The organism is Sporosarcina sp. FSL K6-3508 (genome assembly GCF_038615825.1).
Classification (GTDB): domain Bacteria; phylum Bacillota; class Bacilli; order Bacillales_A; family Planococcaceae; genus Sporosarcina; species Sporosarcina newyorkensis.
The window spans coordinates 3,184,840-3,208,371 of the sequence record NZ_CP152016.1; the positions used below are offsets into that span (position 1 = coordinate 3,184,840).

A 23,532-nucleotide genomic window follows, 5' to 3' on the forward strand; every position below is an offset into this window, starting at 1 on the left:
ATTTCTATATCAAATCTATCTTACCATCGAAATACTAATAAGAAAAGACAAGGTTTGAACTCTTATGACAAAAAATGCAAATTTATTCAGTAGTTTGTCGAAATAAATGGCCGTTGCTGTGAAAGTTGCATCGAATTGTACGAGAAATATTTTACCTATAAACCCTAGGAATACGCGCTGAAAATGTTACGGCTATTTCATAAGGGATGGTACCTAGCCGTCCCGCCCATTCTTCTATCGTGATCTCCTCATCTCCTTGCCTGCCGATTAATATCACTTTTTCACCTTCTGGATATTCGTACGGGAGTTTGATCATACATTGATCCATGCAGATCGTGCCGACAATCGGGACACGTCTGCCTCCTATCAATACTTCTTGCCCTTCTAATGAACGTTTTAAACCATCTGCATAGCCGATCGGTAACGTGCCAATCCATTCATCTTCTTCTGTTTCATAGGTCCCGCCATAACTGATTTGTTCGCCGGCAGGCAACTTCTTCACATAAGCCAACTCGGTTTCAATCGACATTGCTTTTTCAAGCACAAAGGGTAATTTTTTCTCAACGGCTGCGGATGGTGCGATACCGTACAGACTCACACCAAAGCGAACCGCATCTAGTGCATATTCAAGGAACATCAGTGTCGCAGCACTATTAGAAGCATGAACCAGGCGCGGCTTTTTCGGAAAACAGTCGACCAGTTGTGTAAATCGTTTAAATTGCAATCGAGTCGGCTCTGCATCCTTTTCATCCGCCCGGGCAAAATGAGTAAACGTTCCATCAATCGACAGGTGATCGGACTGATTAATCAACTCGGTCAGATTAGTCAACTCCGATTCAGTCCGTACTCCGATTCTACCCATTCCGCTATCAATTTTTACATGTACTTTGCATTTTTTATCGAATTGCGGTTGATCGTTAACTTGTTTCACCCATGCAGCGCTTGTAATAGTCAGCATAATACCTTGTTCTGCCGCTACTTTCGCAAATGAAATAGGTGAAGGACCCATCACGAGAATGTCGACTGCATGATGATGTTTCCTAAGCGTGATTGCTTCGTCGGGCGTAGCCACAGCCAGCATCTCGGCTCCGGCCTCCAACGCAGCATTTGAAATCTGCACTGCGCCGTGACCATAGCCGTCCGACTTCACAACCGCGATTAATTTCGTTTTGTTAGGAAGATAAGAAATAACACGCTGGACATTATGCTTAACTGCTGTTGTATCAATAATCGCTCTTGTTGGCCGATAATCGGTCTCGTTGAACATCTCGCTTCACCTCATTGGATAGACTGTGTCTTGTTTAATTAATTATCTATCCGAACGCAGGATCAAGTCAATTGATTCAACCGCTGATTATTTCGCTTCTGTAACGGTCATGGAATTCGCAACAGTGATCAATTCTTCTTTGCTCAATGTTTCAGAAGCGACAAAGAAGGACACTCCATTTACTTCCCAATGGATGGATTGGTCCGTTAACGCTGCTACAGCAAATCCTAAATCCACTGGATCACCCTCTACTGAGACAGGCAGTTGGTTCATCGGCTTTTCTGCAGGTTCCTGAATAACCACAAATTCTTTCTCTCCGCTGAACGTCATCAAGATACGTTGACCATTTTCAGTCGTCACGCTCTTTTCGTCTGATAGCGTCGATCCTTCCCAATTCACTGCTGGATAATAAGTTTGAAAGCCTGTTGTTTTTTCATCAGCATCCGCTTTTTCATCAGCGCCGGCTTCCTCATCATCAGACCCCGCTTGATCACTTTCCGCTTTTGGTTGCTCCATTTCGACCGCATAATCCGCAACCTTATGCTCTACACCCAAAGAAATTTTAGAGAACTTGATCGAAATCTTTTCCTCGCCCGTTTCGTCATGGATTGTTACATGAGTCGGCAAGAGTGTTTTCTTATCGATATGAATCTTTTGCGTAGGCAATAATTTTTTATGATTATTGCGAGTTTCCGTTTCAAAGACATACTCTTTTTCCTTTTCTTCCATTGTCGCCGCTTTATCAACCTTAATGTCTTCCGCTAGCGTACCAATCAAATATCCTTGGCTGTTTTGAGCAGGCCAGTCACTTTGAAATTTATAGGTTTTGCCCAAGGACGGTGTAATGACAAAGACACCTTCTTCATTACGGACTATCATTTGTGAATCTTCATTCCCCGATTGCGTGACATTCACTTTGTAAAATTCGGGCTTTGTATGCCATACCTCCACATCGTATACCCGAGGTTCTGCGCCCGTTTTAATTTCCATTGAGGCATTCAATTCATAGCCTTTCGTTTCGTTCCATTTATTGCTAAGCTTTTTCATCACATCTTCTTTAGAAGGTTTACCGCATCCCCCTAAGACTAGCAAGACTGCTACGACAACTAACAACAGAAATCGTTTCCGCATTCAATTCATCCTTTCTCCAATCAATTCGGGTAGCTTATCTTATGAGAGTGATGAATCGAATATGCGAGCTTGTTTCAAAGTTTTGGATTGTCACTTCAGTCTTCCATTAAAATTACTTGTGCTGCCGCAACAGTTTGTGTATGTGTGATGCTGATGAACCCTTTGACAGGCTGTCGACGGAAGTACAATGCGGGTCGGCCGCTTGTTTCCGCAATCACTTCGATATCTAGAAAACCGCAATCTTGACCTATGCCTGTGCCCCGCGCTTTGGAAAACGCCTCCTTTGCCGCGAAGCGACCCGCCAAATACTCCGTTTTCCTATGACCACTCATTTTTTCATAGATTTGCAATTCAGATGAAGACAAAATACGTTCACGGAATTTAGAGTTACGTTTGTCCAAGCGCGCAACACGCTCTAATTCCACTATATCCAGTCCAATTCCTTGTATCAAAACAGACATCTCCTTTCCCATCAGTGTGATTTACAGGTATAATCAGTACAGAAGATTGAGGTGAAACTATGTTTATACGTACAGAAAACTTTTCGCAATATGTTCGCGCTTATCCTATCGTGACATTCTTATTGGCATTGAATATCGGGATTTTTATATTGACGTGGATTCCCGGCATTGGGAACCAACTCCTTCTGTTCGGTATCGGCGATAACTTTTTAATCGCTAATGGAGAATATTGGCGCCTGGTCACCCCGATGTTTTTACATGGCGGGTTGACGCATTTACTGTTCAATATGTTTTCTTTATTCATTTTCGGTCCTGAACTAGAGAAGATCGCAGGGAAGGCTCGTTTTATTACGATCTATATGTTGGCAGGCTTGTTCGGCGATGTCGCCACGTACTTCTTGCAATCAGGAGACTATCGTCACTTGGGAGCAAGCGGTGCGATTTTCGGAGTGTTCGGCGCGTTCGGTGCGCTCGTTTATTATACGAAGCACGTCTTCCCGCAATTGAAGCAAGTGATTTTGCCGATCATCGTTATAAGCGTTGTCATGACATTTGTCGGGACGAATATTAATGTCACTGCACATATCGCAGGATTGATCACCGGTTTCCTCATCGGACTCAGTTATTTCAATCCAAAGAATATCGTCAGTTGGAGAAAGGAACGATAGATGAACAGAAAGCCAGACAAGCGATCTTGTCTGGCTTTTTCATTCTTTACTTTCCGTGGGATATTCATACCATAAAAGGAATTGCTCTGCTTGTTCTTGCGGCATGTGTCGGACCGCAGGAGCATCGACAGTCATGCCCGATTTGACATTGACCGTGACAGTGGCCACCTTTCTTCTGCGGTGGAAGTAGTTCTGATCTACCTCCATTGATTGGATACGATTCTTTTCCATAAACACGGTGTGTCGGCTTATGGACCGGAAGCGCACGGTCAACTGTTTGGGTAAGATTGAATAAGCTGCTGTCTTATATTGCCAGAGTCCGAGCCCCCACACGAATGGGAGCAACAATAACGATAATAAACCGTATGGGAATAAAAAGTACGAAGCGGCCGCCACGAGTACAAGCGTCAGGAAGAGCTTAAAGCGATAATAAAAACGTTTCCCCCGCGCATCCAGCACTTCCGTCGGCTCACCGAAATCCAAATTCGGAAACAACTCTTGCAGCGGCTCAATTATCCGATCACGTTTAGCCAATGGAAAAAGCTTGATACGCGCACCTTCCCCTACTCCCCCTGCACTGCTCAGAACGACGCTCGCATAACCAAATAACTGACGAAATGGATTCTCCACAATCGAGACATTTTGAACCCGATTCAGCGGAACCGTCACACGTTTTTTTTCGAGCAGTCCTCGCGTGATAACGAGATCATCTTTTTCCAATTTCACTTTAAAATCGTAATTCGCCAAGAAGGTCATCGCAACGGATAATAACCAAACCAGTATGAAACCTAGCAAAATCAGAATGCCGATCACAAACACGCCAAAACGAACGAATGATTCCAATTCGCCAAATAGCCAATCAAACGGGATGATTTCCTCGATTTGCGACAAAAATACGACGGCCCCCGATAAAATGACCCCAATTCCTCCCGACGTAGTTGCCAACATGAGCAAATCACCTGTTGTCATCGAAAAAACAGCGCGTACTGATCGTTCTGTTTCTTGCGTAATTTCACGGTCTCCGTGAAGCAACAATTCTTCATTTTCATAACGACGAGGAATCGGCCCTGTTATTTGAACTCGTTTCGCTCGCTGAATTTCCTGTTCAATTTGCTCGGCTGCATCCTTCGTGATGGCGGTCAATTCCGCTTCTGCATCCTTGCCCGAAGCAGAACCCGCAGTTTCTACTTTCACTTTCACCAAATTAAATGGACGATGAAAAATCCCTTCCGTATAATCAAGGCTTTGTATACGGTCAAATGGAATATAGCGTTTTTTTCGCACGAACAAACCCGAAACCATCCGCAATTCCTGATCCTCAAACCAATAGTCAAAACGACGCCATTTGACGATACCCGCTACTAGTGTAGACACAAGTAGAATACCGAATAAAATTAGGGACCAATACTGAACGAACCAAGGTTGTGTAGACTCCCCTTTAAATCCGTTGGCAACGACCAAGATAACGAAAGGTGCGATCATATCTTTCAATGTTTTGACCGTTTCCACTACTGCCGTGATCCAATGCAATTTATAGCGTTGTTCAGACATCATCTTTCGCCACCCTTGCAAACGTGGAAATCCGATTGCGCAATTCATCCGCTTCCTCCGTCACCAAAGCGGGAATAGAATGGTTCGTTGCCGCGGTGGAGATGGTAATCGAAGCCAAACCATATTTACGCAAAATCGGCCCTTCCGCTGTATCCACATGTTGCACGCGAACCATTGGAATTAACGTCCGATTGACAATAAAAAGGCCATGTTGCAGCTCGATCTCTGCTTCACGCACTTCATAACGCCACCGTTCCCATCTAATTTTCGGGAATAGATAAATAGAGAAAAATGCATACAGCATGACAACCACTGCCGCTACTATACCTATCCAAATAGGCCATTCAAAGTAATACATGAGAAAACCGATGCCGATCGCGACGGCCATTAAAATTAAAGTTTGTATAATTCCATACAATCTCCAGACGGTCAGTCCTTTTCTTGAGATTTGATTTGCAGGTTGCTGTCTCAATCACATCTACTCCTTTCCACAATACCTACTATGTATACGAAATAAACTTGAAAACGTTTCATTCTGATTGATCATATCATAACATCTAAAAAAAATCCGAACTGCTGGAAGCAAGTTCGGATTTTGAATACTCTATTTTTATCGTTCTGTACGGTTGCTGCGTGAACGGCTGTCTCTTCTGCCGCCGTCGCGTCCACCGCCACTGCTGCGTCGTGAACCACCAGTACCGCCGCTGAAGCTTCTGCTGCGTCCGCCTTGAGAACGTCCGCCGCCGCTACGGTTGCCTTTATAGCCACCACGGTTGCCGGATGAAGTTCTACGTGAAGGCAATGGGCGTTCTTCCGTAATAGTGACCGGTGTCTCATCTACATCTTTAGTCAACGAGCGAAGAGCTGCTGCCACAATGTCTTTTGCATCATACTGATCAAGCAATTGTGCTGCAAGTCCTGCGTAGTCTTCTAAATTATTTTGCTTAATTGTTTCTGATAAAGATTCAACCGCTATCTTCTTCTGTTCGAACAATGCTTCGTCAGATGTTGGCGGACGTAAAGGTGTCATACGCTTCTTAGTTGTTTCTTCAACTATACGAAGGTAGCCCATTTCACGTGGTGTGACAAAAGTAATCGCCATCCCGCTTTTACCTGCACGGCCTGTACGTCCGATCCGGTGAACATAGCTTTCTGGATCTTGTGGAATATCAAAGTTGTATACATGTGTTACACCTGAAATATCCAATCCACGTGCCGCTACGTCTGTTGCCACTAGAACATCAATTTTGTTATCTTTAAATTGACGCAAAACTGACATACGCTTTGCTTGTGTCAAGTCACCGTGGATTCCTTCTGCCAAGTATCCGCGGATGCTCAATGCATGTGCTAACTCATCGACACGACGCTTTGTACGACCAAAGACAATTGCAAGTTCTGGTTGGTGAACGTTTAACAATCTGGAAAGAACATCGAACTTCTCACGCTCATGTGCTTTAACGAAAAACTGTTCAATATTTTCGACAGTCATCTCTTTGGATTTAATCTTCACGATCTCAGGGTTTTTCATAAATGTTTCTGCGATTTTACGAATCGGAGCTGGCATAGTTGCTGAGAATAACAGCGTCTGACGCTCAGCCGGAACGCTCGCAAGAATCGTATTGATATCTTCGATGAATCCCATGTTCAACATTTCATCTGCTTCGTCCAATACAAGCGTTTGGACATTGTCTAGCTTCAATGTTTTACGGTTAATATGGTCCAAGATTCGTCCCGGTGTTCCGACTACGATGTTTGGATTGTTGCGTAGTGCACGGATTTGACGCCCGATTTCTTGTCCGCCATAAACGGAAAGAACTTTCGCACGGCTGCCGTAGCCCACTTTGTAGATTTCTTCGGATACTTGGATTGCCAACTCACGCGTAGGTGCAATGACTAATGCTTGGACTGCCGGATTTTTCGGATCAAGTTTCTCGATGATCGGAATACCAAAAGCCGCTGTTTTCCCTGTACCTGTCTGAGCTTGACCGATTACGTCTCGGCCTTCCATACCAAATGTAATCGTACCTTCTTGGATCGGTGTTGCTTCTTCAAACCCCATGCGTAGCAAAGCGTTTTGTGTTGTTTCACTAATATTCAATTCTGAAAACTTCGTCAAAATATTCAATCTCCTTTGTTTCTTCATTTGACAATTGGTTACATTTGCAAATGAAAGCGCGGCAATTCGAGCCATGTACTTTGAAAGTTGGGAGCCTTTCCGATATATCCATCTGGCGTTTGAAATCTCTAATGGAAGGATTCCTGCGGATGCAGAGGGGGCATATCAATTACATCTAGCGTAATTGTGTCCAGATTTATTATGCAGCACAATGCGAAACCTGTGACATACAAGGAAAGCTCAGTCCTTGCCGAGCGGTTGGATCGGCAACTCATTGCTAGTTTGCCTAAGTATCCACCGTTTTATTCAAAAAAAAGTACTCTTCACAAAACGGAAGAGTGCTGTTGTAAATGTATCCAATTCCTTTCATTAGTCTAACACGCATCACCCCGGACTGCAACGAATCAGCTTATGTTCCATTAATCAGTCTTCTGTCAAGAAGTTCAGCACCTTAGAAAACCACAAATCTCGGTCATCGCTATAGCAAATATGATGCTTTCCGCGTTCCGAATAAATCAATTTCTTATGCTCTGATCCAAGCTGTCTGAATAACACAGTAGCTGTGGAAGCAGGTACGATTCCGTCTTGTTCACCTTGTACGATGCAGACCGGCGTCCGCACCCTATGGTAATACGGTTTCACCAAACGGACGACACGCAAAAATTCAAGCGTCGCCCGCATCGGTGTATGTGTGAGTTTGTAATTGTACAAGTGGTAGAAAGAATCTGCGGGATAGCGACGCTGAATGGAAGATATCATCATGACATGTGCATCTTCCATCAATATCCGCGGACTTATGTATTTCGCTGCAGCGCTTAGCAACACAAGCTTTGCTATTGGATAACGCAAAGCCAAGTACATGGCGATTAAACCACCCATCGAGAAACCGATGACAATCACATGATCCACTTCTTTCTGCAACTTCTGTAACTCAAGCTCTGCCGCCATCATCCACGAAGCGGCAGAACCTTCTTGTAAACCGATTTCCAATTCATGTCCCGGTAAAACGGGAGACCTCACAATCCAATCGGTACGAGCATTCAAAAACTGCTTCAAGGGAGCGATTTCAAAAGGGCCTCCTGTAAATCCGTGAACAAAGAGCACGCCAGTCGTCACGGCGTTTCCTCTGCCAGGGCCTGGATGATTCGCTCTAACTCCATTCCTCTTGAACCCTTAAACAGCACGACTGTCTGTTCCGTCAATTTTGGTCTAAGTGCATCCGTAATCAGTTCGACATCATTCGCAGTCCACATGATTTCACCCGGAAAGTCCGTCAGCTGATCCGCCAGCCATTTCATCCGTCTGCCGAATAGTGCGATGCCTTGCAGATCAAGCTCGTTCAAATCATTTGCAAGCCCTTCGTGGTAGTCTTGCTCTTCTTCCCCAAGTTCCAGCATATCTCCAAGAACAAGCCATTTATCTCGACGAACGGATGTATCCTTAATAAAACGGAACGCCGCCCGCATAGAAGTAGGTGCTGCATTATATGCATCGTTAATCAGCAAGGAACCATTAATTCCTTCTACGGGTTGCATGCGCATATCAGTCAGTTCAGTCTGCTCCAATGCGTTTTTAATTTGCTCATCCGTTAGCCCGAGTTCATCGGCAATGAGTATCGCCGCCAACGTATTTTTCACTTGATGGGCACCATAAACAGGAATCGTGAATTGTCCTTGCAGTTTACCCCGAACAGCAAAAGAACTGCCTTTGTCGGTAGACTCAATTTGTTCCGCTGTCAAATCCGCTCGTTCGTATCCGAATGACATACTGCGCACTGCAGGCTGACTCGCAATAAGGTTCTGCAACAACGGTTCGTCGCCGTCATAAAGCAGCAATCCGTCTTTCTTCAGCCCATCGATTATTTCAAATTTCGCTTTCGCAATTCCTTCACGAGAGCCAAGGTCTTGCATATGCGCTTCCCCAATATTGGTGATCACCGCGAAGTGAGGAGCCGCAAGCGTTGATAAGAAAGAGATTTCCCCAAACCCACTCATGCCCATTTCAAGTATGGCAACTTCGGTTTCCTCTTCGACCGACAATAACGTCAGTGGAAGACCTAACTCATTGTTGAAATTACCTTCCGTCTTCTTCACTTTAAAATACGGAGACAACACACCAGCTAATAAATCTTTTGTCGACGTTTTACCATTGGAACCTGTTACGCCGATAATCTTACAGTTTAACTTTTGCCGATAGCTGCGTGCAATTTGCTGTAGTGCCAGTTCTGCATCCTCGACAAATAAAAGTGGCAGGTGAGCAGGCGGGTTGGGTTCGTCTTTCAGCCAGAGTGCGGCGACGGCGCCTTGTTCGATCGCACCCTCCACAAATTTGTGGCCATTCACCTGTTCCCCACGAAATGGTATAAACAAATCCCCGGCCTGGACTTGGCGGGAATCGATACATACGCCTGTTACAAGTTGTTGTGCAATATGCTGGCCATCCGCCTTCAACCACCGCTGTATTGTTGATAGATTTCGTTTCACGTTATATCCTCCGCTCAATCCATTGTGTAATGCAATTTCTGCTTTTCAGCATGACGTTCAAATGCCAGCTCTATCAGTCGGTCGATCAGATCCGGATATGCAAGCCCGGATTTTTGCCAAAGCAATGGGAACATACTTGTCGGAGTAAAGCCCGGCAGAGTATTTACTTCATTGATCAACACTTCATCGTCTTGTGTCACGAAAAAATCTGCACGAACAAGCCCAGAACAATCGAGCACTTTGAATGCACGGAACGCCATGTCTTTCATATGCCGTGCCGTTGGATCAGAAATTTCAGCCGGTATTGATAATTCGGTGCTTTGATCCTGATACTTTGCTTCATAATCGTAAAACTCTGCGACCGGACGGATTTCACCTGCAACTGATACTTCCGGGTGATCGTTACCAAGTACCGCCATCTCGATTTCACGCGCTTGGATGCCTTGTTCTATAATGATTTTACGATCGAATCTCAGTGCCAGTTCGATTGCCAGTTGAAGTTCGTTTCGATCATCCGCCTTGCTGATCCCCACACTCGAACCAAGATTTGCCGGTTTAACAAACATCGGATAGGACAATTTCTGTTCTGCCTGGTCTAATAAAGCTGCGGCGTCCTCCTGCCATGCATTGCGAATGAAATGAATATATTCTACTTGAGCCAATCCGGCTTGAGCGAATAATTGTTTCATGACAACTTTATCCATGCCCGCTGATGAAGCAAGCACACCATTTCCTGCATATGGAATATTCAGCACTTCAAACAATCCCTGGACTGTACCGTCTTCCCCATTCGTTCCATGCAGAAGTGGAAGGATCACATCCGGCATATCCCCTTTTAAAAATTCCTCAATATGATCCGGTTGCGACACCCCTTCTTTTTTCAGACGCAACGTGTCGATTTCCGTGACCGGTCCTTCGAGCGGCTGACCTTTCAGCCATTCTCCTTGCAGCGTAATGTAAATCGGCAGTACTTCATATTTATTCAAATCCAGCGCCTGTGTAACTGCACGCGCTGTGGAAAGTGAAACTTCATGCTCCGCGGATTTCCCGCCATATACTAGCCCTAATCGTTTTTTCATACAATCTCCTCGCAATCCGTAGATTTCATTCATATAGTTTACCATGAAACGAGACTGTTCATGAACGGAAAACTAACGTTGGACATTCTTTTTACAAGTTATAGAAACCATTCATTTCACAAAGCGTCAATTAATAGGTGTACTTCTTAAAAACATTTACGATATAATAAGTGATTGTAATGAATATTGATAAAAGCTAGCAAAATGATGGCTATAGAAAAGGTGAGTTCGTAATTGAAACAAACAAACAGGCTAGGTGAACGATTCGACTGGACACTTGCCTTTATCATTATGTTATTCGGGGTTATTAGTTTAGTTGTCATTGGTTCTGCTCAAACTTCTGAGCAATATACTCAAAACTTTGTTATCAAACAAGTTACATGGTACGTTCTTGGATCGTTCATTGTCGCGATGGTAATGTACTTTGAACCAGATCAATATAAGAAAATTGCTTGGTATGTATATGGCTTCGGGATTTTCTTATTGCTATTCCTTATGCTTGCACCGGGCGGACCGGGTCAAATCGCAGAGATGCGCTATAGTGCGAAGCGCTGGCTTCACCTACCGGTTATCGGAACGATCCAGCCTGCCGAGTTTATCAAAACATTTTTCATTCTCGGGCTTGCACGGATGGTCAGCTCACATAATGAAAAAGTGTTGCATCGGACCTATCAATCAGATCTCAAGTTACTTGGTAAGATTGCACTCATGCTGGTCGTGCCATTGTTCTTCATCATGAAGCAGCCCGACTTAGGAACTTCTCTCGTTTTCGTCTCGATTACAGCTGCGGTCGTCATTGTGTCGGGTATTTCCTGGAAGTTGCTCGCTCCATTGTTTTCAATCGGAGCGGCACTGGCAGCAAGCGTGCTCTGGATGGCTATCTATGCGCAGGATTTCTTGGATAAAATCGGATTTTCCCCTTATCAATTCAAACGAGTGTACTCATGGCTTGATCCGTATTCCTATCCAACAGATGAGGGGTATAACTTGATCACGGCGATGACTGCTATCGGCTCTGGAGAGTTAACAGGGAAAGGCTTTCTTGGTCGTATTGTCTACATCCCTGAAAATCACACCGACTTTATTTTCAGCGTTATCGGTGAAGAATATGGATTTATCGGTGCTTGTGTCGTCATCACTTTATATTTTATTTTGATTTATCACTTAACCAAAGTGGCGCTTTCACTTCACGATCCATTCAGTGTCTATGTGTGTACAGGTATTATCGCCATGATCGCCTTTCACGTGTTCGAGAACATCGGCATGAATATTCAGCTGTTACCGATTACCGGTATACCTTTGCCTTTCATAAGCTATGGCGGTAGTTCCTTGTTCAGTAATATGCTGGCGATCGGTTTGATTTTCAGTATGAAATTCCATCATAGAACGTATATGTTCGCTTCAGACGATGAAGACTGATTATGCGTAAAAAAGAGACCTCCTTTCCTGACAGGTAGAAGTTGTGTAAACTGTACAGGAAAGGGGGAGTTTTTTATGCCAACATTACCAAATTGTCCAAAGTGTCAATCTGAATATACATACGAGGATGGAAACCTTCTCGTGTGTCCTGAATGCGCGCATGAGTGGACAGAGGAATCCATGGAAGAGTCTGATCACGAGAGCCTAGTAGTGAAAGATGCCAACGGAAATCTCCTGCAGGACGGAGACACGGTTAGCGTTATCAAGGATTTGAAGGTAAAAGGAAGTTCCACTGCACTGAAGATGGGGACAAAAGTGAAAAGCATTCGCCTGGTCGACGGCGACCATAACATCGACTGTAAAATCGATGGATTCGGCGCCATGCAGTTGAAGTCTGAATTCGTCAAGAAAATTTGAAGAATCCCTAATAAAAAGATCACCTCCGAGGATTCAGAGGTGATCTTTTTATCTTATTGCAAATTTAATTGGGTTGTACGGGCGGTGCTTGTACAGCAGGCGTCAGAGATTGAAGCATATCACTTCTCGATTTCGTCAACGTTGCGGAAACTCCAAGCTTTGCCAAGTTGGATATAATTTTCTTTATGTCCATTTCTTTAGCCATTCATCCCACCTCAACCTTCCTAGTTAATTATATAGACGCATTACCAGCTTATGAAGTTCTATTTTGATGATTAATTCTTATTATCCCTATTATACCACTGTGAAAGCATTTTAAATCTTTCATTTTTGTTACAGTTTCATTTATTTTGCAAGTATTTTGCATTGGAATATAAAATCTGAAGCAATGGAAAAACAGAACTTCTTCATTACTGATTGGTTGTAGATGTCATTTTAGTTCTCTCGATACTTGAACGCTATCCGCATTCATCGTACGATGTGAGAGAAACTAATTACTCAGAAAGCGGGTTACCTATGAAGAAAACGATTCTTTTATTGATGTCCGTCCAATTCTTTGTCTATTTGGGATTTGGCATTATTATTCCTATCTTACCCGAAGTCATCCTGGCTGAAGGCTATTCAGAAGTACATGTCGGAGGATTGCTGACCATTTACGCCCTTTCCTCTTTTTTCACGGCTCCATTATGGGGTTCACTATCTGACCGGACAGGCAGAAAGAAGCTGATCATGATTGGATTGCTTGGTTTTAGCGCAAGCTTCTTCTTGTTCGCAGCATTCATGCACCATTTACCGCTATTATACGTTTCACGGATTATCGGCGGTATCTTTTCTGGAGCTCTTTATACAGCGGTCACCGGCTTTGTAGCGGACTTAACTACAGAGGAGAACCGTAATAAATATATGGGACTTCTCGGTATGTCAATCGGACTTGGTTTTATTTTCGGCCCTGCAATTGGTGGGATACTTGGTGATATACAGTTGCAAATTCCTTTTCTTGCATCGGGCACGCTGACACTTTTATTAACCGTTTATGCGTCCATTATTCTAAAGGAACCCGACAGACATAATTCTGCAAACAAACGGGCGATCATACCAAAAGGAGCCTCTACACTTTGGACGTATCGAATTCGCTATTTATTCATCACTTCTTTCATCATAACTTTCTTATTGGCAGGCGTGGAGTCGACATTCCAGTTGTTCCAAATCGATAAAATTCAAATTACGCCTTTGCAGCTCGGTTATTTGTTTATGGTCAGCGGTTTGGTGGATGCCGCAATTCAAGGCGGAGTCGTGCGCAGAGTAAAAAATGGAACAGAGACTTCCTGGATTATCGTTGCGCAAATTGTCACGGCTATTGGTTTGGCACTCATTCCGTTTTCAATGAACTTAATTTGGGCAGGTTTTGCGATGAGTGTCTTCACAGCAGGAAATGCGCTTGTGCGGACTGTTCTTGTCTCACTGACAACCAAGGAAGCAGGAGGTATGTATGGAACGGCTGCCGGTCTGTCCTATTCCATGGATAATATGGGACGGATCATCGGCCCATTGTTATTCACTTGGATTTTCACGATGGAGGCAGGGAATATGTACTTTATTTCCGCCATATTAGCAATCCTTTCGATTGGGCTCGTGTGGATTTTCCGAAAATCTACTCGTTCTTTGAAAAACGTAACGGAAACAGCCGTTTCTTGAAAGGCTAGGCAGGACGTACTCTCTAGTAATCCTTTCTTTTCCTACTAACTCCGTTATACTATAGAAATAGTATATAAATCTACGGGAGGAAGAATATGACGCAAGTGATTAGTTTGATTATCACAGGCACTTTGATCATTAACATATTTTTAGCAATTGCTTTGATCTTTTTAGAGCGCAGAGATCCAACCAGTACATGGGCTTGGCTTCTCGTCCTATTTTTCGTGCCTATCGTCGGATTCATCATTTATTTGCTACTCGGCCGCCAACTACGTGAAAAACATTTATTCCGCTGGGAAGGCAGGAGTAAGATTGGGATTGAAAGGCTCATCGATTATCAACTTGAAGCGATAGAGGATGAATCCTTTGAATTTTTGAAGGCAGACACTGAGCAATACCATGATATGATCTATCTCCATCTTCGTAATAATCATTCTGTTCTTACACAAGATAACGATGTGCACATCTTTACGGATGGCAATGAAAAGTTTGAATCACTGCTGGATGACTTAGAACATGCTAAAGATCATATTCACATTCAATATTATATTTTCCGTTTAGATGGGATTGGACAAAGAATTGTCGATGTCTTAATACGTAAAGCTAAAGCAGGCGTGAAAGTTAGGATGCTGTTTGACGATATCGGTTCACGAGACTTACACGTGAATCATTTGCATGAGCTGACAGAGAGCGGCGGCGAAGTAGCTGCATTCTTTCCTGCCATTCTCCCGCTCATCAACCCCCGATTGAACTATCGGAATCACCGAAAGCTTGTCATCATTGACGGTCGTGTCGGCTATATTGGTGGATTTAACGTAGGTGATGAATATTTAGGACTGAGTAAAAAATTCGGTTACTGGCGTGACACACACCTGCGGATGGAAGGCAGTGCAGTTCATCCACTACAGACACGCTTCATCTTAGATTGGAATCAAGCATCTGCCAAAACTCATATTCAGTATGACGAGAGATTCTTCCCAGCAATACCACGCAAAGGTACAGTCGGCGTACAAATCGTTTCCAGCGGACCAGATTCGCAATGGGAAGATATTAAAGATGGCTACTTAAAAATGATATTCCTTGCTAAAGAGTATATTTACATCCAAACACCTTATTTCATTCCGGATACAAGTGTACTCGATGCATTGCGCATCGCTTGTTTATCTGGCGTGGACGTTAGAATTATGATCCCCAATAAACCGGATCACATGTTTGTTTACTGGGCAACATACTCAAATATCGGCATTTTACTCAAGGCAGGAGCAAAAGTCTATATTTACGAAAATGGCTTCATTCATTCCAAAATGATCGTCGTGGATGATCAAGTATCCACCGTCGGCACGGCAAATATTGATGTGCGCAGCTTCCGGCTGAATTTCGAAGTGAATGCTTTCATCTACGATCGCGAAAAATCACATGAACTGGCAGAAATCTTCGAGCAGGACATCCAACTCTGTACGGAGCTAACATTTGAGGATTACTATAACCGACCACGATTCATCAAAGTGAAGGAATCTGTTTCACGTTTGCTATCCCCTATATTATGAGAAAAATAGCCGGCAAAGGATATGTTCATCCTTTGCCGGCTATTTCATTAGTGAACTCCTAAATACTCTTCCAGTGTTATATTCCGCTTAAATATTTGCTCCGCTTTTTCCTTGCCAACATACCTATAATGCCAAGATTCATGCATATATCCAGTGATCTCTTCTTTTCCTTCAGGATAGCGAAGGATAAAGCCATACTGATTAGCATTTGCACCCAACCATTTCGCGGCTTCCGTATCGCCAAATGAAGTGGATGCCCAATGTTTTTCATGGTTGACTTCACCGATATCGAACGCCAACCCTGTCTGGTGCTCGGAATAACCCGGTCGTGCACTATAGCGGTCAGCTGCCTCCCGCCCATCCCTTTCTACGTACCGATTATACAAAGTAACTTGATAGTCATAAGAACGGTATGTACTGAATGCCTGTAAATTGATACCTGAGGTTGCGGCGGCGGCTGCCATTTCATCAAAAGCAGCTCTCGCTTCCTTACTTTCACCAGGTGCGAAATCCTTCGGTAACGGATATTGCTTACTGGCAATTAAAACTCCCTTAATATATTTAGGTTCAGCAGGCAATTCCTGTCCTTCTATATACCCTATTGGATTAGAAGGCTTCTTCTGTGCCTGTTCCGATTGATCCTTTGATTCTCCTTCTTTGGGGTCTTCTGCTGCGTTTGGCGCCTCTTTGACCTCTCTAAGAGGCGTTTCCTCAAGTTCGTTAGCTTTTTCTATTTCACTTTCCGTTGTTGCATCGTTATCTAGTTTGGGCTCGATTTCCTCAAACTCACTAGGCTGTTCAGTATTCCCTTGCAAGCTCTTAACCGCCCGTTCTATATTCCATCCATTCGCTCCGATCCAAACAACACTCCCTATTAAGAGAATAAATATCAGCCCTACTATCATATTCGTCCATTTAGTTGTTCGTTTACGTTTTTGAGTGGAAAATCTTCCTCTTTTTTTCATCCTACTTTACCCTGCTTTCTTTCTCTGAGTCGCCTATCAAACAAATCAATTACTATTCATCCTATACTCTTTTTATATAGTGTATCATCATTTTTCTTTTTAGTCTGTCTATGCTACCATTTAAAGAAATCTATCATGAGACTAATTGCGAGGTAATAAAATTGAATAATCAGCGCTGGCTCTCGATGAGTTTCTTTGCTTTTTTCTTTACATGGGGTGTTTTCTTGCCCTATTGGACTGGCTGGCTAACATCTACGAAAGGGCTTTCCGTTACGCAAGCGAGTATTATTATGGGAGCAGGCATGATTGCACGCTCATTCTCGACCTTTTTTCTATTTCCATATGCCATGCGACACATGTCTCTTCTACGCGTAATACGTTGGACTACACTGCTTTCTTTTCTGATTGCACTAGCTTACTTACCTGAAAGTCCATTTTTCATTCTGTTTGGACTGACCGTCTTATTTAGTGCAGTTTATCCGGTCATTTTACCCGGCGTTGAAAGCGGAGCTTCTTTACTCATGCAATCAGAGCAAATCCATTATGGAAAAAGCCGCTCTTTCGGTTCGATTGGCTATACCGTCGCCCTTTTACTAATAGGTATTGTGACGGCTGTTTGGGGTGAACACACCATCTTATACATGATGATTATCGGATTAGGCACAGCCCTATGGTTCTTCTATCAAAACGCACCAGATGCCTTGCAGGCGCTGCCAACTTCTGCTTCGAATGAACAGAAAGGCCAATTACAAATTCTTTTTGCAAACAAACCTTTTCTCATTGTTCTATTCATCGCAATCTTATTTCAGGGAGCACACGCATCCTACTATAATTACGGATTCATTTTTCTGAATGACTTAGGCATCAACGGATTTTATATTGGGGTGATCCTCAATATTGCTGTTCTGTTTGAAATTTTGTTTTTTAGCCAAGCAGATCGTCTGTTTTCGGAAACCAAAACCTCTACAATATTTTTGGTTGCAGCTATCGGCTCCACAGTGCGATGGTTCTTGATCTTCCTATTTCCTATGACAAGTGTATTCGTTGCTACACAAGTACTGCATTCTGTTTCATTCGGCTTGGCGCATTTTGGGTTCATTCAATATATATCAAAAAGCTTGCCTCACAATTTAATCGCCTCTGCACAAGGTGTTTATGCAGCAGTTGCCATGAGTCTCAGCGTTGCAATTTTGACATTTCCCGCAGGTTATCTGTATGATCATACGCCTCGACTGGCATTCTTAAGCATGGCGGTCTGCTCTGTTGCCGCTTTCTTCTTAACTCTACGTTTCAAAGGAAGATTTATAGTCGAAAACAGCTAAGAGGAAAGGTCACTTCTTGAGAGCGCCTTTCCTCTTATTTTTATTCAGCAGAAGACTTCCATCGCCTTTAGGAATTGAGATGAATGCGGTTTTATTTCTTGTTTAGCAGCTGTCATAACATCCATATATAGATCAGAGTTCCTATTGAGGCAACCGCGAAGAACATCGACATCCACAACATCCATTTGGACTCACGTGCTAATCCCTGGTTTTTATACATGACCGCGCGTGATGCATTGGTTAATGTAAACATGATCAGCATGGACAAGATAGCGAACTCTAAATTTAATCGGATAATAAAATAAAGTGAGACGGCAGCAGAAACCGCAATCGCCAAACCCATGATCCATTTCGATTTCATACGACTCTCCCTTTCCACTTTCGGCATCAAAAAAAGCTGGTATACGCCAGCTTTTCATGTACCTTATTTTTCTTCAGCGACTGGAGTATCGGTATGTTTATAATAAAACTTACGTCCTAGATACGTCTGGAATATTAGAAGCAATCCACCGACTGCCCAATATAACGGAAGTGCCGCCATGACAGTATAAGAAATGAACATAATCATGATGGGCGACATGTATATGAATAACTTCATTTGTTTCTGCTGCTGCTCCGGCATCGTCCATAACGATACGCGTGCTTGTACAAAATACACTGCACCTGCAACAAGCATCATAATGATATCCGGTTCTCCAAGTTTAAACCATAAGAACTCATGATTTTTCACTTCAGGTGGTGCATAAAGTATTGCAAAGTATAAACCCATGATGATCGGCATCTGAATAATAAGCGGCAGACAACCCATATTCAATGGGTTCACTCCGTGTTTAGAGTATAAGCCCATCATTTCCTGCTGCAACTTCATTTGCTCTTCTTTATCATTTTTCTCTTTGGACTCTTTCATGCGCTTCTGGATATCTTCCATTTCAGGTCGTAATGCATCCATTTTAACTTTCATATCTTGCTGAGATTTATAGTTCTTCAGCATTAACGGCATTAAAATCAAACGGATTGCTACGGTTATAATGATAATCGCAATACCGTAATTCCCATCAAACATTTCACCAAGATAATGAAGCAGCCACTCCATCGGCCGGACAAATGTGCTGTAGAAAAGACCTGTTTTATTTTCTACTCCAGAACAACCGCTCAAAAACACAGCAGTAATAGCCAGTAAACTTACGAGCCCTATTCTTTTTTTCAATGATTTCACCTACGCTATCTCAAACTATAGAAAATTATACAGCAAACAGCGTAAGATTTACAGCGAATCATCTTTTTTTATTGTAAATTGAAAGTAATTTCCGTCTAAATCTTTACGGAAACGCCGCGGGGTTACTCCCGTGTACTTTTTAAAAACACGGGTAAAATAACTTTGATTGCAAAAATGAAATCTTTCTGCGATTTCAGCAATCTTTTGGTCGGTAAAGCGTAAATAATACTGTACTTCTTCTATCTTACGAATCGTAATAAATTCCACTAATGTGACGGATGTGTACTCACGGAATATACGAGAAAGATGGCTCGTGCTTACACTAAATCGTTTGGCGATCTCTTCAACAACAAGTTGTTTCTCTACGTTTTCGTCGATGTACTGAATTACCTCATTTACTGTTTCATGTAAGAGCGAAGGTTTTTCTTTTTCTTTCAGCACATAGCAAAAGAATTCGATTAACTCGTCTCCAATTTCTTTCGCATTATCCACCGTCAGGTTTTGTTCTATTAATTCAATACAAGTGCCACTGAATGTAAAAGCATTTTCTTCATTTAAAATAGCCCTCACTTGCAATTGTCGAGTTACAATCGCTGAGAGTACGATGAAATGATATTGAATGACTTTAATTGAAAACCCAGGGGTGTACAACGCTAAGATTTGTTGGATCTCTTTGAGTGTATCGCGGGCCTTATCTCTTTCTAGAGCAAAAATCTGTTGTAGCAATTCCTCTTCTAGGCGAAAGAATGTTTTTGCTTCTTGGGTGCTGTTTTCTTTTTCCGCTGCATTGATTAATTCGAGACTTGAGGCTACTATTCTTTTGTTAGTCATGAGTATCACTCCACTCATTCTCTCTATCTCAGATAGTTCATGACGAGATATTATATGTAAATCATTTTACCTTATTCTCCAAATTTATCTACAGTTTCTAGATTTACTGATATATATAGATCAAAGCGCCCCTTCGAAAGGGACGCTTTTAGCATGAATATGATTAATTAGATTTGGTCTCTTTCGCTGCTTCATTCGTGGACTTGTCTTTGTTGTAGAGTGGCTCATTGTCTGAGGTGTTTTTATTCTTCTTGTAAAGGCCGTCTTTTTCCGAGGATTTCTTGTCTGGATCTTGAACTTCCTGGTTGTAATAGTGAACACTAGTTTGCGCACCTTCTGATACCATATTGTTGTCACCAAAGTCTTCTGGATCGGAATGTCCGACCTTTTCATCGGTCTGATCTACCAGCTTATTGTTATTCATGAACGAATCCATTTTTTCCTTTAATGTACCAACAGTCTCCATTGCTTTGTCACGATTTTCTTTTTTACTGAAATATGCATATGCACCTGCTGCTAAGGTTGCTAATAATAATCCATTCGATTTTTTACCCGCCATGTATACCATCCTCCGTCTTAATTAATTGTAGTGCTTGTCTACTTAATCCTTAATATACCCGAGCAACATATTTTCAAACGTACCGCAGGACAGTTAGTTACTTAGCATTGAAATTTCTGCGACTGGTGGTTACCAAGCTTTTCAATCGTGAATGCTAGACCCCGATGTCGACTGCACGATGTTTGGCTGCTACAATCTCATTATATTAAAACTTCTACTCGAAAGGAACTCATGTGCGCTAACTAAGTTGCCAGAATAGTATATTTCATTTTCATGACATCGTAGTTTTGAGACGACTAATTTGATATACTATATGGAAAGAATGACAGGAGTGAGACCACTATGATCAGACAAATGACATTAGAAGATATTCGAGATGTTCAATATATCGCCCTCACTTCGTGGCGACATACGTTCCAAGATGATATTCCCAGTGAAGTCCTTGAGGAATTTATTAACCGCTCCTATTCCGAGTTAATGTTACGAAAACAACTAGAAAAGACGACTATCTTAATCGCAACAGACCTGCAAGGGCTTCCTGTAGGATACTTAAGCCATACTCCGATCGATGAAGATGGAGAGTGTGAAGTGACAGCTCTTCATGTACTCCCATCACACCTCGAGAGTGGCTATGAAGAATTATTACTCAATGCTGCGTTAGATTTATTACATTCCGCACAGCGAATCGATGTATATGTGGATGAACGTGCAAATGAACTTCAACACTTCTACGTAGATCACGGGTTTCTTCACGTGGAGTCTTTTCCTGAGCTATTTGAAGGGATTCCTGTTGAGACTATCCACTATTCGTTGCCGGTTAGGCAGCCTGTCTATATGTAAAAACCCTTTTCTTTAAAGAAAAGGGTTTTTTATGGTTTTCCTCAGCTCATCCAATTCGTCTGACTGGCTGTAGATGCGTCGTGTGACAGTTCAGGTGCCAGTGGATCCTTTTTCGTGAAACAAAGGATTCCAGCAATATAGAGTAGAATCGATGGCAGAGAAATGATACCGCCAAATAATCCCGCTATGATAAATAAAACTCCAGCCGCTTTCGGATTGGCATTGTTCCAAATCTTTACGGTCCCTATAATGTTCAGCACGAGACTGATGAAAGCTGCAATGACCAGAATCCAAATGAATATAGAAAATGACTCAACGAACCCCATTAACATATCGACTTCAGAAGGTGTCAATGTTCCATCACTAGCCATACCTAGACGAATTTCCTCTTGTATTTCTGGTTGAGAAAACCCCATTTTGAAAAATACTCCCACTAACACAGATCCTGCCAACCCAATAGTTGTCAAAATAGCCGCTATAATAGAAAGCACTCTTTCAGCCGTTCTGTTAATCATCTCCACATCATCCTCTTCTTCAAGTTTACTTCCCTTCCATTTATACGCTAGGGAAATGAAAAAGTTTCAAAAAAGCGATGTGGGTCATCTACTGAAAAGTTAAATGACATAGCAACATTTTTTACGCACTGTTAATTTCATTCCAAGCGATTGCAAAACTTAAGCCTTAACGTCGTTGTAGTCCTCACTACGGTCAAATGCATTCACTACGTAAGAACAAACCGCTTTCATCTTCAATCCTTTGTCGCGTGCATTTACCGCTGCTTGGTCGAGTAGCTTTTTAGCGATACCTTGACCGCGTAATGAATCATCTACAAAGGTATGTGTCATTGTCATGATGCCGTTTTCTTCTGTCCATTCGATCTCAGCTGTCACTTTACCATTGTCTTTATGCTGATAAGCGTATTTATGTCCGCCTAATTCCACAAGATCCAAATCCAACTTTTCAGGCAAATTCATATCTTTATTTCCAGTCATGCAAATCTCTCCTTTGTAGTTTCATCTCATACTCTTTAACCTACCACTATTGTAACTTAACTAAACAATGATTTGAGCGAATCTGCCATATTTCTGAAGAACTCTTTTACTTTCTCCCAGAAACTCGGATCGATATCTCCCAGTTTGTCTTTGACTTTAGACGCCATGTCGGTTAGCTGTTCATTTAGCTTTGAAAAATCGATATCTAGCTTTGAAATTCGATCCATGAGATCAATCAATAACTGACGGTCAGCATCACTTAATTGGATATTAAGCTTCTTCAGCTGTTCATTGACAATTTTCTCGACATCTTCTTTCGTTGCAGGCTTTTGCTCGGCAATTTGCTTTTTAATATCGGTCAGCAATTGAGCCACTTCATCTTTATCAACGCCTGCTTTTTCAGACAGCTTTGTCGCAAGATTCAATTCATCATTTGCTGTATCCGTACGTTCCGTGTCCAATACTTCCCCGGTCACTTCGTACGCCTTATAAATACCGACAAGCGCGGAATGGCCTGACACTTTTTTCGGAGACGCCACTTCAACGACTGCGTCCTCAATACCTGCTGTTAGCATTGCGGTAGCATACATGTCGGCAGTCACTTGTGTGATGTTATCTGGCGTCACGATATTAATGACGAGACCTTCGCCTTCTTCCTGCCTAGTGATCTTCGCAGAAGAATACATACGCGCGTTGCGGTCGCCGCCTGGTATATATTTAATTAAGTCATTACCGTCTACCGTCAATTCCTCAACTTCAGCTTCCCCCGCCACATTCAAATCCTTTTTGACGCTAGCCTTTTCGCTTTCGGATAAATTTGCACCATAGACGACAATCGGCACACCTAATTTTTCATTGATCACGTCATCTGCAAAAACAGCTGACGGCATGATGACGCCAACCATTAATATGATTGATAATAACAATGACAATCCTTTTTTCATACAATTTCTCCTCCTTGTTCTATACATAT

Annotated in this window: 25 protein-coding genes; 7 read left to right on the forward strand and 18 right to left on the reverse strand. The window is 42.6% G+C overall.

The window, feature by feature from the left end:
• Positions 1 to 151: 151 nt before the first annotated feature.
• The 3 genes from alr to acpS all read right to left on the reverse strand — a co-directional run bounded on the left by alr (position 152) and on the right by acpS (position 2,850).
• Complete coding sequence (gene alr, locus MKX97_RS15795; protein WP_342536454.1) at positions 152 to 1,267, reverse strand: alanine racemase; 1,116 nt, start codon at positions 1,265 to 1,267, stop codon at positions 152 to 154.
• 87 nt (positions 1,268 to 1,354) lie between these two features.
• The gene (locus tag MKX97_RS15800; RefSeq protein WP_078818253.1) at positions 1,355 to 2,398 is read right to left on the reverse strand and encodes an outer membrane lipoprotein carrier protein LolA; all 1,044 of its coding nucleotides are present in this window, start codon (positions 2,396 to 2,398) and stop codon (positions 1,355 to 1,357) included.
• A gap of 95 nt (positions 2,399 to 2,493) precedes the next feature.
• Positions 2,494 to 2,850 (reverse strand): holo-ACP synthase, encoded by a 357-nt coding sequence (acpS, locus tag MKX97_RS15805; RefSeq protein ID WP_040759891.1) that lies wholly within the window; start codon positions 2,848 to 2,850, stop codon positions 2,494 to 2,496.
• A gap of 68 nt (positions 2,851 to 2,918) precedes the next feature.
• On the opposite strand from acpS, the gene MKX97_RS15810 reads away from it, so the two are divergent.
• Entirely contained in the window at positions 2,919 to 3,527 is a 609-nt protein-coding gene (locus MKX97_RS15810; protein WP_342536455.1) for a rhomboid family intramembrane serine protease, read from the forward strand.
• Between the two features lie 39 nt (positions 3,528 to 3,566).
• Here the strand turns inward: MKX97_RS15810 and MKX97_RS15815 are convergent, their stop codons facing one another.
• The 6 genes from MKX97_RS15815 to MKX97_RS15840 form a co-directional block, all read right to left on the reverse strand.
• Complete coding sequence (locus tag MKX97_RS15815) at positions 3,567 to 5,081, reverse strand: PH domain-containing protein (RefSeq protein WP_342536456.1); 1,515 nt, start codon at positions 5,079 to 5,081, stop codon at positions 3,567 to 3,569.
• Positions 5,071 to 5,550 carry a PH domain-containing protein gene (locus MKX97_RS15820; protein WP_078818256.1) on the reverse strand — a complete coding sequence of 160 codons (480 nt, stop codon included), beginning with the start codon at positions 5,548 to 5,550 and terminating at the stop codon, positions 5,071 to 5,073. Before MKX97_RS15820 ends, MKX97_RS15815 begins: the two co-directional genes overlap by 11 nt.
• A 138-nt stretch (positions 5,551 to 5,688) precedes the next feature.
• The gene (locus MKX97_RS15825) at positions 5,689 to 7,194 is read right to left on the reverse strand and encodes a DEAD/DEAH box helicase (protein ID WP_040759893.1); all 1,506 of its coding nucleotides are present in this window, start codon (positions 7,192 to 7,194) and stop codon (positions 5,689 to 5,691) included.
• 423 nt (positions 7,195 to 7,617) lie between these two features.
• Complete coding sequence (locus tag MKX97_RS15830) at positions 7,618 to 8,310, reverse strand: alpha/beta fold hydrolase (RefSeq protein WP_009498874.1); 693 nt, start codon at positions 8,308 to 8,310, stop codon at positions 7,618 to 7,620.
• Positions 8,307 to 9,677: a UDP-N-acetylmuramoyl-tripeptide--D-alanyl-D-alanine ligase gene (gene murF, locus MKX97_RS15835; protein WP_078818257.1), complete on the reverse strand. Its 1,371-nt coding sequence runs from the start codon at positions 9,675 to 9,677 to the stop codon at positions 8,307 to 8,309. The genes MKX97_RS15830 and murF overlap by 4 nt, the downstream gene beginning before the upstream one ends.
• Positions 9,678 to 9,691: 14 nt before the next feature.
• Entirely contained in the window at positions 9,692 to 10,756 is a 1,065-nt protein-coding gene (locus tag MKX97_RS15840) for a D-alanine--D-alanine ligase (protein WP_040759897.1), read from the reverse strand.
• 234 nt (positions 10,757 to 10,990) lie between these two features.
• On the opposite strand from MKX97_RS15840, the gene MKX97_RS15845 reads away from it, so the two are divergent.
• On the forward strand, positions 10,991 to 12,175 hold the full coding sequence (locus MKX97_RS15845; protein ID WP_340760617.1) for an FtsW/RodA/SpoVE family cell cycle protein: 1,185 nt from the start codon (positions 10,991 to 10,993) through the stop codon (positions 12,173 to 12,175).
• Positions 12,176 to 12,250: 75 nt separating this feature from the next.
• A complete protein-coding gene (locus MKX97_RS15850; RefSeq protein WP_009498879.1) occupies positions 12,251 to 12,592 on the forward strand; it encodes a zinc ribbon domain-containing protein YjdM in 342 nt (113 codons plus the stop codon).
• Between the two features lie 64 nt (positions 12,593 to 12,656).
• Here the strand turns inward: MKX97_RS15850 and MKX97_RS15855 are convergent, their stop codons facing one another.
• Positions 12,657 to 12,797, reverse strand: coding sequence for an Lmo0850 family protein (locus tag MKX97_RS15855; RefSeq protein WP_009498880.1), 141 nt, complete (start codon positions 12,795 to 12,797; stop codon positions 12,657 to 12,659).
• A gap of 311 nt (positions 12,798 to 13,108) precedes the next feature.
• Between MKX97_RS15855 and MKX97_RS15860 the strand changes: the two genes are divergently transcribed.
• Together MKX97_RS15860 and cls are read left to right on the forward strand one after the other, a co-directional pair.
• Positions 13,109 to 14,287, forward strand: a complete 1,179-nt coding sequence (locus tag MKX97_RS15860) for an MFS transporter (protein ID WP_342536458.1) — start codon at positions 13,109 to 13,111, stop codon at positions 14,285 to 14,287.
• A 95-nt stretch (positions 14,288 to 14,382) separates the two neighbouring features.
• Entirely contained in the window at positions 14,383 to 15,834 is a 1,452-nt protein-coding gene (gene cls / locus MKX97_RS15865; RefSeq protein WP_078818259.1) for a cardiolipin synthase, read from the forward strand.
• 47 nt (positions 15,835 to 15,881) lie between these two features.
• Here the strand turns inward: cls and MKX97_RS15870 are convergent, their stop codons facing one another.
• A complete protein-coding gene (locus MKX97_RS15870; protein WP_342536459.1) occupies positions 15,882 to 16,799 on the reverse strand; it encodes a M15 family metallopeptidase in 918 nt (305 codons plus the stop codon).
• Between the two features lie 161 nt (positions 16,800 to 16,960).
• Between MKX97_RS15870 and MKX97_RS15875 the strand changes: the two genes are divergently transcribed.
• Positions 16,961 to 18,121, forward strand: a complete 1,161-nt coding sequence (locus MKX97_RS15875; protein ID WP_342536460.1) for an MFS transporter — start codon at positions 16,961 to 16,963, stop codon at positions 18,119 to 18,121.
• A 112-nt stretch (positions 18,122 to 18,233) separates the two neighbouring features.
• Here MKX97_RS15875 and MKX97_RS15880 read toward each other — a convergent pair whose 3' ends face one another.
• From MKX97_RS15880 to MKX97_RS15895, 4 genes are all read right to left on the reverse strand, one after another.
• Entirely contained in the window at positions 18,234 to 18,482 is a 249-nt protein-coding gene (locus tag MKX97_RS15880; RefSeq protein WP_342536461.1) for a hypothetical protein, read from the reverse strand.
• A gap of 63 nt (positions 18,483 to 18,545) precedes the next feature.
• On the reverse strand, positions 18,546 to 19,328 hold the full coding sequence (gene yidC, locus MKX97_RS15885) for a membrane protein insertase YidC (protein WP_078818263.1): 783 nt from the start codon (positions 19,326 to 19,328) through the stop codon (positions 18,546 to 18,548).
• Positions 19,329 to 19,385: 57 nt separating this feature from the next.
• Positions 19,386 to 20,168, reverse strand: coding sequence for an AraC family transcriptional regulator (locus MKX97_RS15890; RefSeq protein WP_176132589.1), 783 nt, complete (start codon positions 20,166 to 20,168; stop codon positions 19,386 to 19,388).
• A 163-nt stretch (positions 20,169 to 20,331) separates the two neighbouring features.
• Positions 20,332 to 20,727: a hypothetical protein gene (locus MKX97_RS15895; protein WP_245799530.1), complete on the reverse strand. Its 396-nt coding sequence runs from the start codon at positions 20,725 to 20,727 to the stop codon at positions 20,332 to 20,334.
• Between the two features lie 342 nt (positions 20,728 to 21,069).
• Here MKX97_RS15895 and MKX97_RS15900 point away from each other — a divergent pair, with 342 nt between their 5' ends.
• Positions 21,070 to 21,567 carry a GNAT family N-acetyltransferase gene (locus MKX97_RS15900; RefSeq protein WP_342536462.1) on the forward strand — a complete coding sequence of 166 codons (498 nt, stop codon included), beginning with the start codon at positions 21,070 to 21,072 and terminating at the stop codon, positions 21,565 to 21,567.
• 41 nt (positions 21,568 to 21,608) lie between these two features.
• Here MKX97_RS15900 and MKX97_RS15905 read toward each other — a convergent pair whose 3' ends face one another.
• The 3 genes from MKX97_RS15905 to MKX97_RS15915 all read right to left on the reverse strand — a co-directional run bounded on the left by MKX97_RS15905 (position 21,609) and on the right by MKX97_RS15915 (position 23,503).
• Positions 21,609 to 22,082, reverse strand: a complete 474-nt coding sequence (locus tag MKX97_RS15905) for a DUF4064 domain-containing protein (protein ID WP_342536463.1) — start codon at positions 22,080 to 22,082, stop codon at positions 21,609 to 21,611.
• 159 nt (positions 22,083 to 22,241) lie between these two features.
• A complete protein-coding gene (locus tag MKX97_RS15910; RefSeq protein WP_009498891.1) occupies positions 22,242 to 22,559 on the reverse strand; it encodes a GNAT family N-acetyltransferase in 318 nt (105 codons plus the stop codon).
• Positions 22,560 to 22,615: 56 nt separating this feature from the next.
• A complete protein-coding gene (locus MKX97_RS15915; protein WP_342536464.1) occupies positions 22,616 to 23,503 on the reverse strand; it encodes a DUF1002 domain-containing protein in 888 nt (295 codons plus the stop codon).
• Positions 23,504 to 23,532 lie beyond the last annotated feature (29 nt).

What these genes read in the sequence shown, in the direction of transcription:
- alr (WP_342536454.1), bottom strand. Translation starts at nt 1,267, where the DNA reads ATGTTCAACGAGACCGATTATCGGCCAACAAGAGCGATTATTGATACA.
- MKX97_RS15800 (WP_078818253.1), bottom strand. Translation starts at nt 2,398, where the DNA reads ATGCGGAAACGATTTCTGTTGTTAGTTGTCGTAGCAGTCTTGCTAGTC.
- MKX97_RS15810 (WP_342536455.1), top strand. Translation starts at nt 2,919, where the DNA reads ATGTTTATACGTACAGAAAACTTTTCGCAATATGTTCGCGCTTATCCT.
- MKX97_RS15815 (WP_342536456.1), bottom strand. Translation starts at nt 5,081, where the DNA reads ATGATGTCTGAACAACGCTATAAATTGCATTGGATCACGGCAGTAGTG.
- MKX97_RS15840 (WP_040759897.1), bottom strand. Translation starts at nt 10,756, where the DNA reads ATGAAAAAACGATTAGGGCTAGTATATGGCGGGAAATCCGCGGAGCAT.
- MKX97_RS15850 (WP_009498879.1), top strand. Translation starts at nt 12,251, where the DNA reads ATGCCAACATTACCAAATTGTCCAAAGTGTCAATCTGAATATACATAC.
- MKX97_RS15855 (WP_009498880.1), bottom strand. Translation starts at nt 12,797, where the DNA reads ATGGCTAAAGAAATGGACATAAAGAAAATTATATCCAACTTGGCAAAG.
- MKX97_RS15860 (WP_342536458.1), top strand. Translation starts at nt 13,109, where the DNA reads ATGAAGAAAACGATTCTTTTATTGATGTCCGTCCAATTCTTTGTCTAT.
- cls (WP_078818259.1), top strand. Translation starts at nt 14,383, where the DNA reads ATGACGCAAGTGATTAGTTTGATTATCACAGGCACTTTGATCATTAAC.
- MKX97_RS15870 (WP_342536459.1), bottom strand. Translation starts at nt 16,799, where the DNA reads ATGAAAAAAAGAGGAAGATTTTCCACTCAAAAACGTAAACGAACAACT.
- MKX97_RS15880 (WP_342536461.1), bottom strand. Translation starts at nt 18,482, where the DNA reads ATGAAATCGAAATGGATCATGGGTTTGGCGATTGCGGTTTCTGCTGCC.
- MKX97_RS15890 (WP_176132589.1), bottom strand. Translation starts at nt 20,168, where the DNA reads ATGACTAACAAAAGAATAGTAGCCTCAAGTCTCGAATTAATCAATGCA.
- MKX97_RS15895 (WP_245799530.1), bottom strand. Translation starts at nt 20,727, where the DNA reads ATGGCGGGTAAAAAATCGAATGGATTATTATTAGCAACCTTAGCAGCA.
- MKX97_RS15900 (WP_342536462.1), top strand. Translation starts at nt 21,070, where the DNA reads ATGATCAGACAAATGACATTAGAAGATATTCGAGATGTTCAATATATC.
- MKX97_RS15905 (WP_342536463.1), bottom strand. Translation starts at nt 22,082, where the DNA reads ATGATTAACAGAACGGCTGAAAGAGTGCTTTCTATTATAGCGGCTATT.
- MKX97_RS15910 (WP_009498891.1), bottom strand. Translation starts at nt 22,559, where the DNA reads ATGACTGGAAATAAAGATATGAATTTGCCTGAAAAGTTGGATTTGGAT.
- MKX97_RS15915 (WP_342536464.1), bottom strand. Translation starts at nt 23,503, where the DNA reads ATGAAAAAAGGATTGTCATTGTTATTATCAATCATATTAATGGTTGGC.